The following is a 16,405-nucleotide window of genomic DNA, read 5'->3' on the forward strand; positions in this document are numbered from 1 at the left end:
GCGCAAGCCCGCGGCGACCACCGCCGGGCCGCCGCCACCCGCCTACACGTTGAAGTACTTCGCCTCCGGGTGATACAGCACGAACGCGTCGGTGGACTGCTCCGGATGAAGCTGAAGCTCCTCCGACAGTTCCACGCCGATGCGCTCCGGCCGCAGCAACTCCACCAGCCCACGCCGCGACTCCAGATCCGGGCACGAGCCGTAGCCGAAGGAATAGCGGGCGCCCCGGTACTTCAGGTCGAAGAAATCGCGGGTGTCGTCGGAGTCGTCGCGTGCTGCGGTGGTGCCGTCGGAAAACGCCAGCTCCGAACGGATCCGCTGATGCCAGAACTCCGCCAGCGCCTCCGTCAACTGCACGCCGATGCCGTGGACCTCGAGGTAATCGCGGTACTCGTTGGCGGCGTAGATTTCGTTGGCGAAATCCGCGATCGGCTGACCCATGGTCACCAGCTGGAACGGCATGACGTCGACCTGCCCCTCCTCGATCGCCCGCGTGCGGGAACGGATGAAGTCCGGGATGGACAGGTACCGGCCGCGCTGCTGGCGCGGGAACTCGAACGTCACCACCGGCTCGGCCGACGGATCCGGCTCCTCGCCATCGGCCGGCAGGGGCAGGATGTGCACCTTCTCCCCCTCCGACACCGCCGGGAAATAGCCGTAGACGACCGCCGCATGCTGCAGGATGTGCTCCGCGCGCAGGCGCTGCAGCCACGCGCGCAGACGCGGACGGCCCTCCGACTCCACGAGCTCCTCGTACGACGGCCCGTCCCCGCCGCGGGTGCCGCGCAGCCCCCACTGGCCCATGAACAGGGCGCGCTCGTCGAGGGTGGTCAGGTACTCGTCCAGCGCCACGCCCTTGACGATGCGCGTGCCCCAGAACGGAGGCGTGGCCACGGGAACGTCTTCGGCCACGTCCGACCGCTCCGGCACCTCGACCGCCTCTGCGGCGGCCTTCGCGGCCCGCTCGGCGGCGATGCGCTTGGACCGCTCATGCCGCGCCTTGCGCTTGGCCTTCGCCTCCGCCGCGGCGATCGCCTCCGGGGAATCCGGATCCGGGCCGGTGCCCCGCTTTACCGCCATGATCTCGTCCATCAGACGCAGCCCCTCGAACGCGTCGCGGGCGTAATGCACGTCGCCGTGGTAGATCTCGTCGAGGTCGTTTTCCACGTACGTGCGGGTCAGCGCCGCGCCGCCGAGAAGCACCGGGAAACGTTCCGCCACGCCCGAGGCGTTCATCTCCTCGAGGTTGTCCTTCATCACCACCGTCGACTTCACCAGCAGACCGGACATGCCGATCACGTCGGCCTCCGACTCCTGGGCGGCCGACAGGAAGTTCGCGATCGGCTGCTTGATGCCGATGTTGACCACGTTGTAGCCGTTGTTGGACAAGATGATCTCGACCAGGTTCTTGCCGATGTCGTGGACGTCGCCCTTGACCGTGCCGATGACCATCGTGCCCTTCGACCCCGTGGAATCCTCGGCGTCCATGAAGCCCTCGAGGTAGGCCACGGCCGTCTTCATGGTCTCGGCGGACTGCAGCACGAACGGCAGCTGCATCTGACCGGACCCGAACAGGTCGCCGACGGTCTGCATGCCGCGCAGCAGATCCTCGTTGACGATCGCCAACGGGTCCTTTTCCTTCATGCCCTCGTCCAGGTCGGCCTCGATGCCGGTGCGCTCGCCGTCGATGATGCGCTGCGCCAGGCGATCGAACAGCGGCATGGCGGCCAGCTTTTCGGCGCGGGCGTCCTTCGCGTCGGCGGCGGAAACGCCCTCGAACAGCTCCATGAACGTTTGCAGCGGGTCGTACGGCCCATCCGGGTGGTCGTCGTCGCGGCGACGGTCGTAGACCATGTCCAGCGCGACCTCGCGCTGACGCTCGTCGATGCGGTTCATGGGCAGGATCTTCGAGCTGTGCGCGATCGCCGAGTCCAGGCCGGCCTCGATGCACTCGTTGAGGAACACCGAGTTGAGCACCTGGCGGGCGGCGGGGTTCAGGCCGAAGGAGATGTTCGACAGGCCCAGCGTCGTGTGCACCTCGGGGTGCCGCTTCTTCAGTTCGCGGATGGCCTCGATGGTTTCGATGCCGTCGCGGCGGGTCTCCTCCTGGCCGGTGGAGATCGGGAAGGTCAGGCAGTCGACGATGATGTCCTGCTCGCGCAGGCCCCACGTGCCGGTTATGTCGGCGATGAGCCGCTCGGCGATCTCGACCTTCTTGTCCTTGGTGCGGGCCTGGCCCTCCTCGTCGATGGCCAGGGCGACGACGGCGGCGCCGTGCTCGACGGCGAGCTCCATGATGCGGTGGTAGCGGGAACCGGGCGCGTCGCCGTCTTCGAAGTTGACGGAGTTCAGGGCGCTGCGGCCGCCGAGGTTCTCCAGGCCGACGCGCAGCACGTCGGGCTCGGTGGAGTCGAGCATGACGGGCAGCGTCACGGAGGTGGCGACCTGCGAGGCGAGGGTGGCCATGTCCTCGCGACCGTCGCGGCCGACGTAGTCGACGCACAGGTCGATCATGTGCGCGCCGTCGGTGACCTGGCCGCGGGCGATGTTCAGGCACGTCTCCCAGTCGGCGTCGAGCATCGCCTCGCGGAAGGCCTTGGAGCCGTTGGCGTTGGTGCGTTCGCCGACCATGGTGATGCCGGTGTCCTGCGTCAGCGGCATGGTCGAGTACAGGGAGGAGACGTCGTCGGTGCGGTTGGGGTCGCGCTCTGCTCGGATGGCGGCGCCGCGGTCGGCCCATTCGCCGGCGCCGACGATGGCGTCGCGGACGGCGGAGACGTGCTCGGGGGTGGTACCGCAGCAGCCGCCGACCATGGACAGGCCGTAGTCCTCGACGAAGCCGCGCAGCGCGGTGGCCAGTTCGGGGGCGGTCAGCGGGTAGGTGGCGCCGTTCTTGCCCAGCACCGGCAGGCCCGCGTTGGGCATGACGGACACGGGGATCGACGAGTTCTTGGACAGGTAGCGCAGGTGCTCGCTCATCTCGTCGGGGCCGGTGGCGCAGTTGAGGCCGATCATGTCGATGCCCAGCGGCTCCAGGGCGGTCAGCGCCGCGCCGATTTCGGAACCCATGAGCATGGTTCCGGTGGTTTCCACGGTGACGTGGACGATGATCGGGATGCGCTTGCCCAGCTGCCGCATGGCCTCCTTGACGCCGTTGACGGCGGCGCGGGTCTGCAGCAGGTCCTGGCAGGTTTCGATGAGGAAGCAGTCGGCGCCGCCGTCGAGCATGCCCAGGCCGCATTCGACGTAGGCGTCGCGCAGGGTGGCGTAGGGGGCGTGGCCGAGGCTCGGCAGCTTGGTGCCGGGGCCGATGGAGCCGGCGACGAAGCGGGGCATGCCGTCGCGGCCGGGGCCCATCTCGTCGGCGACGCGGCGGGCGATGGCGGTGCCCTTCTCCGCCAGTTCGCGAATGCGGTCCTCGATGTCGTAGTCCGCCAGGTTCGGCAGGTTGCAGCCGAAGGTGTTGGTTTCGACGAGGTCGGCGCCGGCTTCGAAGTAGCGGCGGTGAATCGTCTCGAGGATGTCGGGGCGGGTGTCGTTGAGGATCTCGTTGCACCCCTCGAGGCCGAGGAAGTCGTCGTCGACGTCGAGATCGAACGACTGCAGCTGCGTGCCCATGGCGCCGTCGCCGATGAGGACGCGCTCGCGCAGTGCGGTGAGGAAGGGGGAATCCACGTGATCGACCATGAGTAGACACCTTAGTCTGTTGCGTGCGTCAACCAGACCTCGGGTCACGGTCATGCTTGACGACGGCCCACCTCAGCGCCATAACGTTGCGGTGGCAAAAAGAAGCGTGAACTAGAACCCACGGTTCATCGGGCCATCGTTCGTTCGGCTCGGCTACAGCTTCACGCCGAGCAGGGCGTCGAGGGCGGCGGCGACGTCGGCGCCGGCGCCGGAGAACTCGGCGGATTCGGTGTCGGCCTGCTCGGCGTGTGCAGAGGAATCGGCGAGCACGCCATTGGCCCACTCGTCGACAGCGGCCAGGGCGCGCGGGGTGTCCAGGTCGTCCGACAGCGCCTCGCGGATCGCGGCGATGACCTGTGCGGTGGCCCGTTCGACCTCGGCGCCGGAATCGCCCGACGCGGCGACCGCGGCCCGACGCCAGCGCACCAGCCGGTTGTTGGCCTCGGCGAGCACCTCATCCGACCAATCCCGGTCCGAGCGGTAATGCCCGGAGAAAACGCCCAGGCGAATGGCCGACGGGTCGGTGCCGGCGGCGACGAGCTTGGACACGAAGACGAGGTTGCCCAGCGACTTCGACATCTTCACGCCGTCCAGCGCGATCATGCCGGAGTGGACGTAATGGCCGGCCATGCGGGCGCAGCCGGTCGCGGCCTCCGCGTGGGCGGCCGAAAACTCGTGGTGCGGGAACGCCAGATCGCTGCCGCCGCCCTGAATGTCGAACCCGGTGCCGAGACGGTTGACGGCGATGGCCGAGCACTCGATGTGCCAGCCCGGCCGCCCCCGGCCGAACGGGGCATCCCACGCCGGCTCCCCCTCCCGCTCGGCGCGCCACAGCAGCGCATCCAACGGGTCGCGCTTGCCCGCGCGGTCCGGATCCCCGCCGCGCTCGGCGAACAGCTCCGCCATCGTCGCCTCGTCGTAATTCGACTCGTACCCGAAGGTCGCCGTGGCGTTGCGGTCGAAGTAAATGTCGGGGTACTCGTCGTCAAGCTGATACGCGGCACTCGACTCCAGGAGCGTCCCGACCATCTCGACGACCTCATCGACGCTTTCCATCGCGCCGACGTAATCGCGCGGCGGAATGACCGACAGGTTCTCCATGTCGGAGCGGAACAGATCGATCTGCGACGTGCCCAGCTCACGCCAATCCACGCCGTCGCGCTCGGCGCGCTCGAACAGCGGGTCGTCGACGTCGGTGATGTTCTGGACGTAATGCACCTCGTGCCCGTTGTCCAGCAGCACCCGGTGGATGAGGTCGAACGTCAGATACGTGGCCGCATGCCCAAGGTGCGTGGCGTCGTACGGCGTGATGCCGCAGACGTACATGGTCGCCGTCCGGCCGGGCTCCACCGGCGACACCACCCGGTCGGCGGTGTCATGCAGGCGGAGCGGGACGGGATCGCCGGCGACGGAAGGAACGGTCGGGATGGGCCACGAATGCATGCGGCAAACCTTACATCGGCTGCATCAGGCCGACACCCAGCAGGACCATCACCAGGATGCCCACCGGGATGCGGTACGCGGCGAACCACGCGAAGGAATGGTTGGCCACGAACTTCAGCAGCCACGCGATGGCCGCGTAACCGACGACGAACGCGATGGCCGTGCCCACCAGCAGCTGGGCGCCCGAGGCGGCCTGGCCGGCGGCGGGATCGAACGCGTCGGGCAGGGAGAACAGGCCCGACGCCAGGACGGCGGGGATGGCCAGCAGGAAGCTGAAGCGGGTGGCCACCTCACGGTCGAGGTTGAGGAACAGACCCGCCGAAATCGTGCCGCCGGAGCGGGACACGCCGGGGATGAGGGCCAGGCACTGCGCGAAACCCATGATGATGGCGTCGCGCATGGTCAGCTGGTCGAAGCTGCGGTCGCGGCGGGACAGCTTCTCCGCGGCGATGAACACGAAGGAGAACAGCACCAGCACGGCGGCGGTGATCCACAGGTTGCGCAGACCATCGCGGATGACGTCCTTGCCCAGGTATCCGATGATCGCGATGGGCAGGGTGCCGACGATGACCATCCAGCCCATGCGGTAGTCGAAGTCGCGGGCCTCGGCGTTGAACAGGCCGCGGAACCAGGCGGTGAGGATCCGCCAGATGTCCTTGGCGAAGAACACCAGCACCGCGGCTTCGGTGCCCAGCTGGATGACGGCGGTGAACGATGCGCCGGCGTCGGCGCCCCAGAACAGTTCCGAGACGATGCGCAGGTGGCCGGAGGAGCTGACCGGCAGGAACTCGGTGAGCCCCTGGGCGATCGACAGGACGATGGTCTGCGCCCACGTCATGTCGGTGGCGCCGGCGGCGTCGGCGGCGGAGAGGATCGAAGGGGGATAAGTCACGGCGGACAGGCTACCCCTCCGCCACGGGTTTGCGGGTATGGCGGCGGGCTCGCGGGGCACGGCGTCGCGTCGGTGCCCGCCTGTCGCGTGACGACGCCCATGTGGCGCCCGCCTCGGCGTGCGGGGGCGGGAGCACCCGGCACGTACAGTGGTGGCGTGCGACGACGACTTTTGGGAGCGAGCGGACTGCGGGTGTCCACCCTGGGCCTGGGCACCGCGACATGGGGCATGGGGACCGACCGTGATGAGGCGGCGAAGATCCTCGTCGATTTCGTCGATGCCGGGGGCACGCTCGTCGATGCCACGCCGGTGACGGGGTCGGGGTCGCCGGAGGACATGCTGGGGTCGGTGCTGCGCCGCAAGGGGCTGCGCGGGGAGGTCGTGTTGTCGGCGGCGTCGGGCGTGGACCCGTCCCAGCCGGTGGGCCGCCGCGTGGATTGTTCGCGCCGGGCGCTCGAGGCGGACCTCGACGCGCTGCTGGCGCGGATGGGCGTCGACCACGTGGACATTTGGGCCGCCGGCTATTGGGATGCGTCGACTCCCCCGGAGGAGGTCGCCGACGCGATGGAGTTCGCCGTGCGGTCGGGCCGCGTCCGGTACGCAGGCGTGCGGGGCTACACGGGCTGGCAGTTGGCCGTGACGCATGCGGCGGCGGGGCGCATCCGGCCGGTCGTCGCCCAGCATGAGTTCAGCCTGTTGCAGCGCGGCCCGGAGCACGAGCTGCTGCCGGCCGCGGAGCATCTGGGCGTCGGGTTCATCGCCGGGGCACCGCTGGCGCAGGGCGTGCTGACGGGCAAGTATCGCGATTCGATCCCCGAGGATTCCCGCGGTGCATCGGAGCACGCCGACGCGGAGGTGCAGGACTACCTCGATGCCCATGGCGTCACCGTCGTCGGCGCGTTGTGCAAGGCCGCCGAAGGGTTGGGCGTGTCCCCCCCGGCGGCGGCCCTGGCGTGGACGCGCGACCGCCCGAGCGTGACGTCGGTGCTGATGGGCGCCCGCACCCGCGGCCAGCTGCGCGAGCTGCTCGCCGCCGACGACCTGGTGCTGCCGGGCGCCATCTGCGACGCGCTCGACGACGTGGCGCTGTAGGACCGCCGGGTTGGCGTAGCCCCGCGGGGCCCCGGTCGCCGTCACCAGTCCCCCAGCCCCGATTCCGGCATGGCGGGACAGGAAACGCCCCGGGTCGGGGGCCGGTGCGGAAACCCCGGGTGGTACCGTCGGCAAGCGTGAGCAGCAACTCCCGCATCCGACTGTCCGCCGCCATCGCAGGCCTCGCCGCCCTCGCCATCCCGCTGGCGGCGTGTGGTTCCGACACCGAGGGTGAGGTGGCCGCGGGCATGGGCAACGCGACGCCGCTGCCCGCCGCCGGAACCCCCGCCGATGACCCGGCCGGCACGGTCGTCGACCTGGACAAGAACATCACCGGCGCGCTCGTCGTCGGCGACCGGATTCTGCTTCGTTCCGGCTCCGAGGTGCTGTCCGGCACTCCGACCGACCCGGAGATGACCTCCAACGACGTCGACGAGGCCTGCGGCGATCTCGCCCCGGCCGGCAACGTCGCGGTGCTGCCCTGCCCCGACGGCATTCACGTGCTGGCGAAGGACGGTTCCGGCACGGCGGTCATCGGCCGCGGCACGTCGTACTCGGCGGCGGTCGGGCTTTCCGATGGACGCATCGTCGGGCACAGGAGCGATTCGGACCGCATCGACGTGTTCGGCGCCGATGGCGAGCACGCCGATGATTTCACGGTGTCGCGCCACGGGTCGCAGCTGTTGTCCGTGCCGTCGACGCGGCAGTCGGCGGTGCTGCTGGAGGTCAACCGACCGGAGACGTCGATTCACGAGATCATCCTCGACGAGTCCCGCTCGGGTTCGGGTCTGCGCGCCGGCATCGGCGTCGGCCCGGCCGACGTGGGCGAAGACGGCACCGTCGCCGCCGTGGACACCAAGGGCGGCCAGCTGTTGATCTACACCGCCGGCGACGTCGTGCGCCTGCACAACTCCACCCCGGTGCCCGAGGGCCCGTGGGCCGTGGCCGTCGACTCCGCCCGCGGACTGGTCTGGGTGACCTCCACCGTCGACGGCGTGCTCACCGCCTACGACGTCTCCACCGGCACGGCGCTCAAGGCCGCGCAGGTGCCGCTCATCGCCGACGCGCAGGCCCTGGTGGTCACCGCCGACGGCGGCCTGGTCGCCTACTCCGCCTCCGGCGTCGGCGCCCAGCGTCTGAGCACCGACGACGTCGAAAAGGCGCTCGAGGACGGCAAGGCCGAGCTGGACGCCGAACGTGGCCTCATGCAGCCCCGCGAACCGAAGGACCGTCTGCCCTCCGGCGCAGGCGAAGGCGAGTAATCCGCCCGGCGGATAATCTGCCCCCATGGGCGGTGATCCGCCCCGGCGTGCGACCACCGCCTGCGGTCGCACCCGCCGCCCCAGCAACGACGCCGACCGTCGCCAAGCAAAAACAGCCGAGGAGCACCCGTGTCCCACCCCATCCGCACCGCCGTGTACCAGGCTTCCCTGAAGGCGATGTTCCAGCTGCCGCCCGAACGCATCCACGTGATGATGAACGACTGGCTCGCCCGCCTGCAGCGCACCCCCAAGGCGCGACGGGCGATCGCGCGACTGCTCGTCGTCGACGATCCCGTGCTGCGCCAGACCGTCTTCGGCGTCGACTTCCCCCGCCCCCTCGGCCTGGCCGCCGGCTTCGACAAGACCGCCACCGCCGCCGACTGCTGGGCCGACATCGGCTTCGGCTACGCCGAACTGGGCACCGTCACCGCGCAGGCGCAGCCCGGCAACCCGACGCCGCGCCTGTTCCGGTTGAAGGAGGATCGGGCGATCCTCAACCGCATGGGCTTCAACAACCCCGGCGCCGACCAGGTCGCCGCGAACCTGCGCGACCGCCGCGGCGACGGCGTCATCGGCGTGAACCTGGGCAAGACGAAGGTGGTGCCCCTCGACGGCGCCGTCGACGATTACCGCCGATCCGCCCGCACCCTCGGGGATCTGGCCGACTACGTCGTCGTCAACGTCTCCTCCCCCAACACCCCGGGCCTGCGCGACCTGCAGGCGGTGGAGACGCTGCGGCCGATCCTCGCCGCAGTCCAGGAGGAGACGATGTCCCCGGTCCTGGTGAAGATCGCCCCGGACCTGTCCGACGACGACATCATCGCCGTCGCCGACCTCGCCGTGGAGTTGGGGCTGGCCGGCATCGTCGCCACGAACACGACCATTTCGCGCGAGGGCCTGAAGACCCCCGCGTCCATCGTGAAGAAGATGGGCGCCGGCGGCATCTCCGGCGCACCCGTCGCCGCCCGCGCCCTCGAGGTGCTGCGGTTGCTGCACGCGCACGTCGGCGACGAACTGACGCTGATCAGCGTCGGCGGCATCGAAACCCCGCAGCAGGCGTGGGAGCGGATCACCGCCGGCGCGACGCTGCTGCAGGGGTACACGCCGCTGATTTACGGCGGGCCGGATTGGATCCGCGATATCCACAAGGGCATCGCCATGCAGATCCGCCTTCACGGCCTCGACTCGATCGCCGACGCCGTGGGTTCGGGCCTGCCGTGGCGGGAGGTCTCCGGCGCGTAGCGGGCCTTTAGGCGCTACTCCCCCGTGTTCTCCCACCAGGGCGTGATGATCGCCCGCCCGATGGAGTGGAAGTACAGGTTGAAGCCGAGCACGGTCGGCGTGGCGTCTTCGGGCACGTCGAGCTTCTCCACGTCGACGGCGTGCACGGCGTACATGTAGCGGTGCGGGGCGTGGTTCGCCGGCGGCGCGGCACCGAAGTGGGCGCGCTGGCCGGAGTCGTTGCGCAGCTGGATGGTGCCCTCCGGCAGGTCGGAGGCGTCCTCGGTGCTGGCGCCCTGCTTGAGACCGGAGACGTCGGCGGGGATGTTGAACGCGGCCCAGTGCCAGAAACCGGCGGCCGTCGGGGCGTCGGGGTCGTAGCAGGTCACGGCGATGGACTTGGTGCCCTCGGGCAGGCCGGTCCAGTTCAGTTCGGGCGAGACGGACTGCGGTGCGCGGAACTTCTCGTCGAGGGGCTGGCCGTCGGTGATGTCCGGCGACGTCAGGTCGAACGTCGGCAGGTCCTTCAGCGGGGCGTACGGGTCAGGTCCGGGGAAATTCGTCGGAGTGCTCATGGCATCCAGTGTGCCGAAAGTCACTGGGCCTCGCCACGACTTAGTTTTCGGCTGCTTTACGACGCCCACCTCCTTTCCCTTCGGCCGCGGGGACGTGGCGCGGTGCCGGTGACGGTGGCCGGACCGACGACCGGATGGCGCCCCGACTGCAGGCTTCGGCATCGTTTCTTACACGCCTGCAATTCGCGCCCTACCTGCGGATTTGGCGGCCTCCGGGGCGTGGGGTAAATTAGCGGGGGTCAGCGCGGGAGACCGCGTGAACACCACCTAGTCCGGGTGGCGGAATGGCAGACGCGCTAGCTTGAGGTGCTAGTGCCCTATTAACGGGCGTGGGGGTTCAAGTCCCCCTCCGGACACCACGTGAAGCGGGCTCCGACCGAAAAGGTCGGGGCCCGCTTCGTCTTTCGGGGATCGGCGGTGTTACACCGGGCCGGGGCGCGGCGGCGCCGGCCCTACACCAGCGCCGACGCCAGGCGGAACACACTGTCGAGGTACCGCTGGCCCCAGGGGCGCTTCTCCCACTGCTCGGACGTCAGAACGGACGATAGCTCGCGGTAGTCGTCGGCGATGGCCACCAGCCGCGGCACGATGGAGCCGCCGGTGGCGATCATGGAGATCTCGTAGTTCAGGCCGAAGGACCGCATGTCCATGTTCGACGACCCGAACACGGCGATTTCGTCGTCGACGACCATGAACTTCGAATGCAGGATCTTCGGCGCCGGATAGCGGTAGATGATCACGCCGGCGTCGAGAAGCGCCTGGTAATACGACTGCTGCGCATGGCCGACCATGAACTGGTCCGACTGCTCGTTGACGTAGAGCTCCACCCGCACCCCGGCGTACGCCGCCGACGTGATGGCCACCAGCATCGACTCGTCGGGCACGAAGTAGGGGCTGACCACGATGAGCCGCTTCGACGCCGAATAGATCATGTCGTTGAACACCCGGAGGTTCGGCATCGTCGTATAGCCCGGCCCGGAGGGCAGCACCTGCACCACGTTGCCGCGTTCCGACGAACTGTACGGGGCGCGTTCGACGACGGGCTGCTCCTCCGGCGGGGCGAACTCCTCGCTGGTCCAGTCGATGGCGAAGATGGCGTCGAGGTGCAGCGCGACCTGGCCGGACACCTCGATCATCGTGTCCACCCACTGTCGGCCCGTCTGATGGTTCTTCTTGCGCTGGTACTCCGGCTCGATGAGGTTCATCGAACCCATGAACCCGACTTGGCCGTCGATGGTGACGATCTTGCGGTGATTGCGCAGGTCCAGTCGGCGGAACGTCAGCTTGACGACGCTGACCGGAAGCATCGGGTGCCACGGGATGCCGGAGCGGTCGAGTCGTTTCTTCAGCTTCCGGTAGCCCGGGTACTTGTACGAGCCGATGGGGTCGACGAGCACCTTGACCTCCACTCCCCGATCGTGCGCGCGTTCCAGGGAGGCGACGAAGCGCTCGGTGGTCGAGTCGAGGGCGAAGATGTACATCTGCACGTGGACGGTGCGTTCGGCCTGGTCGATGAGCTCGATCATCCGGTCGATGGTGGCGTCGTAGTCGGTGTAGATGCCGTGTTCGACGGCGGTGACCGACGGGATGCCGGTGAGATTGCGCGAAAGCCGGATCGTCGTCGCCGATTGCGCGTCGAGATCGACGTCGCGGGGCACGTCCGGCTGGCCCTTCGTGCGTTCGAGTATCAGTTCGTTGGCCATCGCCTGGATGCGGTTCCGCCGCCCGGTGATGGTCTGCGACCCGAGCAGCAGGAACAGCGGCAGGCCGATGACGGGCAGCAGCATGATCACCAGCAGCCACGCCGTCGACGACGACGGGTTGCGGTTTTCCGGGATGACGCCGATGGCGATGAACTTGATCACGTAGTCGACGATCAGGATGGACGCCTGCCACCACGACACGTCGGTGAAGAAGTTCATCATCCAATCCATGAACGAAAGTGTACGTGCAGCCCCGGATCGTACTTTTCGGCAACCCGCCCGGCGACGGCTACGATTGCCTCTTCGGCAACCATCACCGCAGGGAGGCGTGGAATGGATCAGCGTGCGGACGGCCGGGACGTCCCCGGGGCGGCGGACGCCCGGGATGCGGCGGGTGCGGCGGGTGCGGGCATTTCCCGCGAGGACCTGGCGACGTGCCTGCGCGTTCTCGAGGCCGGCGGTCGGCTGGATCCGGAGCACCCCGACGCGGTGACGCTGCAGCGCGCCGTGGGCCGTCTGTTCAAGGAGGTCAAGCGCAATCGTCGCCGCGCCGCCCGCGACAGGCGGTTGGCCGCCGATCGCGCGGTCATCGAGGCCACGGCCACCGGCAGCCCCGACCGCATCGACGACGAGACGCTGGGACTGGACCTCAAACCGGCCCGTGAGCTGCCCGGGGGATCCCTGCCGGAGTCCGTCGACGGCCGTCCGGTCGATCCCGATCGCTTCGCCGGCCGGTTGATCCGCTCCCAGAACTGTTACATCTGCAAGAAGCCGTTCACCCTCGTCGATCGTTTCCACCATCAGTTGTGCCCGGAGTGCGCGGATGAAAACCGCAAGTGGCGGGATGCCCGGTGCGATCTCACGGGCCGCCGGGCGTTGCTCACGGGTGGGCGGGCCAAGATCGGCATGCACATCGCTTTGCGTTTGCTTCGCGACGGCGCCCACCTCACCATCACCACCCGTTTCCCCAAGGACGCCGTGCGGCGCTTCGCGGCCCAGGAGGATTCGGCCGAATGGCTGCACCGGCTGCGGGTCATCGGCATCGACCTGCGCGATCCCGCCCAGGTGGTGCGTTTGGCCGACGAGGTCGCCGCGGCCGGTCCGTTGGACATCCTCATCAACAACGCGGCGCAGACGGTCCGGCGGTCGGCGGGCGCGTACTCGGGTCTCGTCGACGGCGAGTCCGCACCGCTGGATCCCACCGTGGGCGAGGCCGTCGATTGGGTGAGCCTGGGCACGACCACGGCCATCCACCCCGGTCAGCTAACGGGAGCCGCGGGCGAGGCGATTTCCGGCCGGGCCGGCGAGGTGATTTCCGGGCGTGCCGACGGGGCGGTCGAAGGCCCCTCGGTCGAGGGCACTGCGGCCGAGAGAGGTGGGGCGGTCTCCCCCGCCGACGCGGGCCACGCCATCCACACCGATTCCGCGGCCGCCGATGCTCTCGTGTCGGCCGCATTGACCGGCGGTTCGGCGTCTCTGGAGCGAGTCGTCGAGGGCACCGCCGTCGACGCGGGCGGCCTCATCCCCGACCTCGTCGCCCACAACTCCTGGGTCGCCACCGTCGGCCAGGTCGATCCCGTCGAACTGCTCGAAGTGCAGCTGTGCAACTCGGTGGCGCCGTTCATCCTGGTCAACAGGCTGCGTCCCGCCATGGAAGCCTCCACCTTCGCCCGCAAGTACGTGGTCAACGTCTCCGCGATGGAAGGCGTGTTCGGCCGCGGCTACAAGGGCCCCGGTCATCCGCACACGAACATGGCGAAGGCCGCGCTCAACATGCTCACCAGGACGTCGGCGGGCGAATTGCGCGAGCACGGCATCCTCATGACCGCCGTGGACACCGGGTGGATCACCGACGAGCGCCCGCACGTGACCAAGGAACGGCTGGCCAAGGAAGGGTTCCACGCGCCGCTCGACCTCATCGACGGGGCGGCGCGGGTCTACCACCCGATCGTCGCCGGCGAGACCGGCGGGCCGGAGTACTCGGGCGTCTTCCTCAAGGATTACGAACCGTCGAACTGGTGACTCCGGCGGGCCCGTGACGCCACCGCCGGTACCTTCGCCGATCCGGTGACGGTTCCAGCCTGTGACGCCGGGCGTCAGTCCCCCGGCTGACCGGCCAGCAGCGTCGGGACGTGGGTGCTGGTGCCGCGCCGCATCGTACCGTCGACGCCGTGGTGGCCGTAGCCCCAGGTGTAGATCTTCCCGTCGTCGGTCAGGCACACCGTGTACGCGTCGCCGCCGCCCGCGTCGGCCGCCGTAGCCCCGCCCGGCAGCTGCACCGGCAGCGGCCGGGAGGAGAATCCCTGCCCGTCGCCCGCCGACCCGGCCGCGAACTGGTCGCCCCCGCCGAACAGGAACTTCGCCCCGCGCGGCAGGTTCGACCGCAGATCTGCGGCGGCTCCCCGCGGGTCGCCCGGACGACCGAGCTGACCATGGGTGTTGCCGCCCCACACGAACAGGGTGCCGTCCATGAGGATCGCCCCGGCATGCGTGTGGGTGACGAAAATGCGCACGGCGGGAGCCGGCAGCTGCACCCGGCCGGCGCCATTGCGCGTCGGCGGGCCGCCGAGCCCCAGCTGGCCGCGGTCGTTGCGGCCCCACGACCACACCGTGCCTTCGGAATCGAGCGCCAGCGTGACGTCCTTGCCCGCGGCGATGTTGGTGAACGGCACGGCGGTGGGCAGGCGCATGGGGTACGGCGATCCCTTGCCGGACTTGCCGGTGAGCTGGCCGCGGTTGTCGCGCCCCCAGCCCCACAGTCGTCCGGATTCGTCGAGCGCCAGCGAGTGGTTTCGGCCGGCGGCGACGGAGACGATGTCGCACACGTTGTCCGACACGGGAGTCGGCAGCTGTGGCGTGATGTCCATCGGTGCGGCATTGCCCAGCCTGCCCCCGAGGGCGGCGCCCCAGGACAGGACGTGGCCGTCGGCGGTGATCGCCAGGGTGTGGGAGGTGCCGCAGCTGACGTCGATGAGCGGCTCGCCGACCTCGGGGTGCACGGTCGCGTTCTTCGGCGTCGGGGTGTCCGTGACGCCGATCTGCTCGAAGTCGTTGGTGCCCCAGGCCACGGTGCCGCCATGGGCGTCGATGAGCACGGAGAAGGAATCGCCCGATGACGCCGCCCGGACCGGCCCGCGCACCCCGGGCACCCGGTGGGGCGCCAGCGGTTTGGTCACCAGCGACATCAACGGCAGGTCGCCCCACTGCCACACGGCGTCGTCGGTGCTTTCGGCGACGATGTGGGTGCCGCCCGGCCAGATCCTGCGGAACTCCGCGGGCAGCGTCGTCGGCGGCGGCGTGTGGGGAGCCACCGGTTTGGTCCGCGCCAGGAACGGGGAAATCTGCTCCGTCAGCTTCTCCGGCAGTTTCGGCATGCGCGGCATGGACGACGTCGACGGCTGGTCCGGGGTCCGCGGCCCTTGCTTGTCGACGGCCCCCGTGGGGGTGTCGTCCATCGTGGCGATGGCGGCGATGACGTGGTCACCGGCCAGCAACGCCCCGTCGGCTGCGGCCGTGAGCGGTTCGTGGGCCACGGTAAGCCGTGCGACGGGGGCGAGTGCCGCGCGCAAAGTCGGCAGCGAGGCCCCTCCGCCGATGACGAAGCACCCCACCGAACCATCGGCGGGAAGACCGGCGTCGGCAAGCGTCGTGGCGACCAGTCCCCGGGCCCGGTGGGACCAGTCGGCGAGGATGCGATCGAGATGGCCGCGGGTGATGCGGACGTTTCCGTGTCCGAGCTGCGTGGCGACGCCGATGTCGGTTTCCGGCACCCGCGCCAGGTCCTCCTTGGCGCGACGCACCTCGCCGCGCAGGGACGCCAGGAGCGTGCGGTTGGTCTCCGCGCGCAGGGCGGCGGCCAACGGCGGGTTGTCCCGTTCCAGGAAGTGGCCCAACCAGGCCATGATCCGCTTGTCGACGTCGTCTCCGCCGAGCGACCGGTCCGACCGGTCCACGACGATGGATGGCGCGCCCGTGACCGTTCCCCGCAACACGGTGACTTCCATGGAGCTGCCGCCGGCGTCGATGACCACGCCGGTGGAGCCCGGCTGCAGGCCCCGTCCGCCCGTCGCATGCAGCACCGCGGCGACCGGCTCGGGGATCAGCGACGGTTCCGGCAGCCCCAACGACTGCGCCGCCGCAGCCATCGGTTCGCGCAGCCGGGGGGCCGTCCCCACCGGCACGATGCACGCGATCTGCTCCGGAGGATCGGCGTCGATGTCCTGCGCATGTCCGAGCACCATCGACAGCACCGGCATGAGCAACTCCGCCGGATCCCGGTCGACGTCGGCGTACCGCAACTGCCCGGACAACACGGCGGTCAGCGCGGAGCCCGCGAACGCCGACGGGTCCCCCGCCCCCGCGGCGATCGCGGCGTCGCCGGCGCAGGCACCCGAGTCGTCGAAGCACACGGCCGCGGGCACGGACGCCGAGCCGTCGAAAAGCACCGTGGACCTGCGCCCGTCCGCGCCGCCGAGACGTGCCGTGATCGTCGTGGCGCCGATGTCCAGCGCAAGCCTGTGTGCCATGTAG

General features: G+C 69.7%; 10 protein-coding genes and 1 tRNA gene. 5 read left to right on the forward strand and 6 right to left on the reverse strand.

Annotated features, from left to right (window positions below; translation table 11 throughout):
* Positions 1-42: 42 nt before the first annotated feature.
* The 3 genes from metH to HMPREF3121_RS08585 form a co-directional block, all read right to left on the reverse strand.
* The gene (gene metH, locus HMPREF3121_RS08575) at positions 43-3,687 is read right to left on the reverse strand and encodes a methionine synthase (RefSeq protein WP_070522244.1); all 3,645 of its coding nucleotides are present in this window, start codon (positions 3,685-3,687) and stop codon (positions 43-45) included.
* Between the two features lie 153 nt (positions 3,688-3,840).
* Positions 3,841-5,130: a cysteine--1-D-myo-inosityl 2-amino-2-deoxy-alpha-D-glucopyranoside ligase gene (gene mshC / locus HMPREF3121_RS08580; RefSeq protein ID WP_070522247.1), complete on the reverse strand. Its 1,290-nt coding sequence runs from the start codon at positions 5,128-5,130 to the stop codon at positions 3,841-3,843.
* 10 nt (positions 5,131-5,140) lie between these two features.
* Positions 5,141-5,968, reverse strand: a complete 828-nt coding sequence (locus tag HMPREF3121_RS08585) for an undecaprenyl-diphosphate phosphatase (RefSeq protein ID WP_083291551.1) — start codon at positions 5,966-5,968, stop codon at positions 5,141-5,143.
* Between the two features lie 210 nt (positions 5,969-6,178).
* On the opposite strand from HMPREF3121_RS08585, the gene HMPREF3121_RS08590 reads away from it, so the two are divergent.
* The 3 genes from HMPREF3121_RS08590 to HMPREF3121_RS08600 all read left to right on the forward strand — a co-directional run bounded on the left by HMPREF3121_RS08590 (position 6,179) and on the right by HMPREF3121_RS08600 (position 9,618).
* The gene (locus HMPREF3121_RS08590; RefSeq protein ID WP_070522250.1) at positions 6,179-7,114 is read left to right on the forward strand and encodes an aldo/keto reductase; all 936 of its coding nucleotides are present in this window, start codon (positions 6,179-6,181) and stop codon (positions 7,112-7,114) included.
* 137 nt (positions 7,115-7,251) lie between these two features.
* Positions 7,252-8,376, forward strand: coding sequence for a PQQ-binding-like beta-propeller repeat protein (locus HMPREF3121_RS08595; RefSeq protein ID WP_210387261.1), 1,125 nt, complete (start codon positions 7,252-7,254; stop codon positions 8,374-8,376).
* Between the two features lie 129 nt (positions 8,377-8,505).
* On the forward strand, positions 8,506-9,618 hold the full coding sequence (locus tag HMPREF3121_RS08600; RefSeq protein ID WP_256388239.1) for a quinone-dependent dihydroorotate dehydrogenase: 1,113 nt from the start codon (positions 8,506-8,508) through the stop codon (positions 9,616-9,618).
* Between the two features lie 14 nt (positions 9,619-9,632).
* Here HMPREF3121_RS08600 and HMPREF3121_RS08605 read toward each other — a convergent pair whose 3' ends face one another.
* On the reverse strand, positions 9,633-10,172 hold the full coding sequence (locus HMPREF3121_RS08605; protein WP_070522253.1) for a YbhB/YbcL family Raf kinase inhibitor-like protein: 540 nt from the start codon (positions 10,170-10,172) through the stop codon (positions 9,633-9,635).
* A 270-nt stretch (positions 10,173-10,442) separates the two neighbouring features.
* Here HMPREF3121_RS08605 and HMPREF3121_RS08610 point away from each other — a divergent pair.
* A tRNA-Leu gene (locus tag HMPREF3121_RS08610) sits at positions 10,443-10,531 on the forward strand.
* 93 nt (positions 10,532-10,624) lie between these two features.
* On the opposite strand, the gene cls is transcribed toward HMPREF3121_RS08610, so the two are convergent.
* Entirely contained in the window at positions 10,625-12,106 is a 1,482-nt protein-coding gene (gene cls / locus HMPREF3121_RS08615; RefSeq protein WP_141743042.1) for a cardiolipin synthase, read from the reverse strand.
* Between the two features lie 102 nt (positions 12,107-12,208).
* Between cls and HMPREF3121_RS12230 the strand changes: the two genes are divergently transcribed.
* Entirely contained in the window at positions 12,209-13,897 is a 1,689-nt protein-coding gene (locus HMPREF3121_RS12230) for an SDR family NAD(P)-dependent oxidoreductase (RefSeq protein WP_083291527.1), read from the forward strand.
* Positions 13,898-13,971: 74 nt separating this feature from the next.
* Here HMPREF3121_RS12230 and HMPREF3121_RS08625 read toward each other — a convergent pair whose 3' ends face one another.
* Positions 13,972-16,401 carry an RCC1 domain-containing protein gene (locus HMPREF3121_RS08625; protein ID WP_070522256.1) on the reverse strand — a complete coding sequence of 810 codons (2,430 nt, stop codon included), beginning with the start codon at positions 16,399-16,401 and terminating at the stop codon, positions 13,972-13,974.
* Between the last annotated feature and the right edge of the window lie 4 nt (positions 16,402-16,405).

It is taken from the genome of Corynebacterium sp. HMSC11E11, from assembly GCF_001807025.1.
GTDB lineage: Bacteria > Actinomycetota > Actinomycetes > Mycobacteriales > Mycobacteriaceae > Corynebacterium > Corynebacterium freneyi.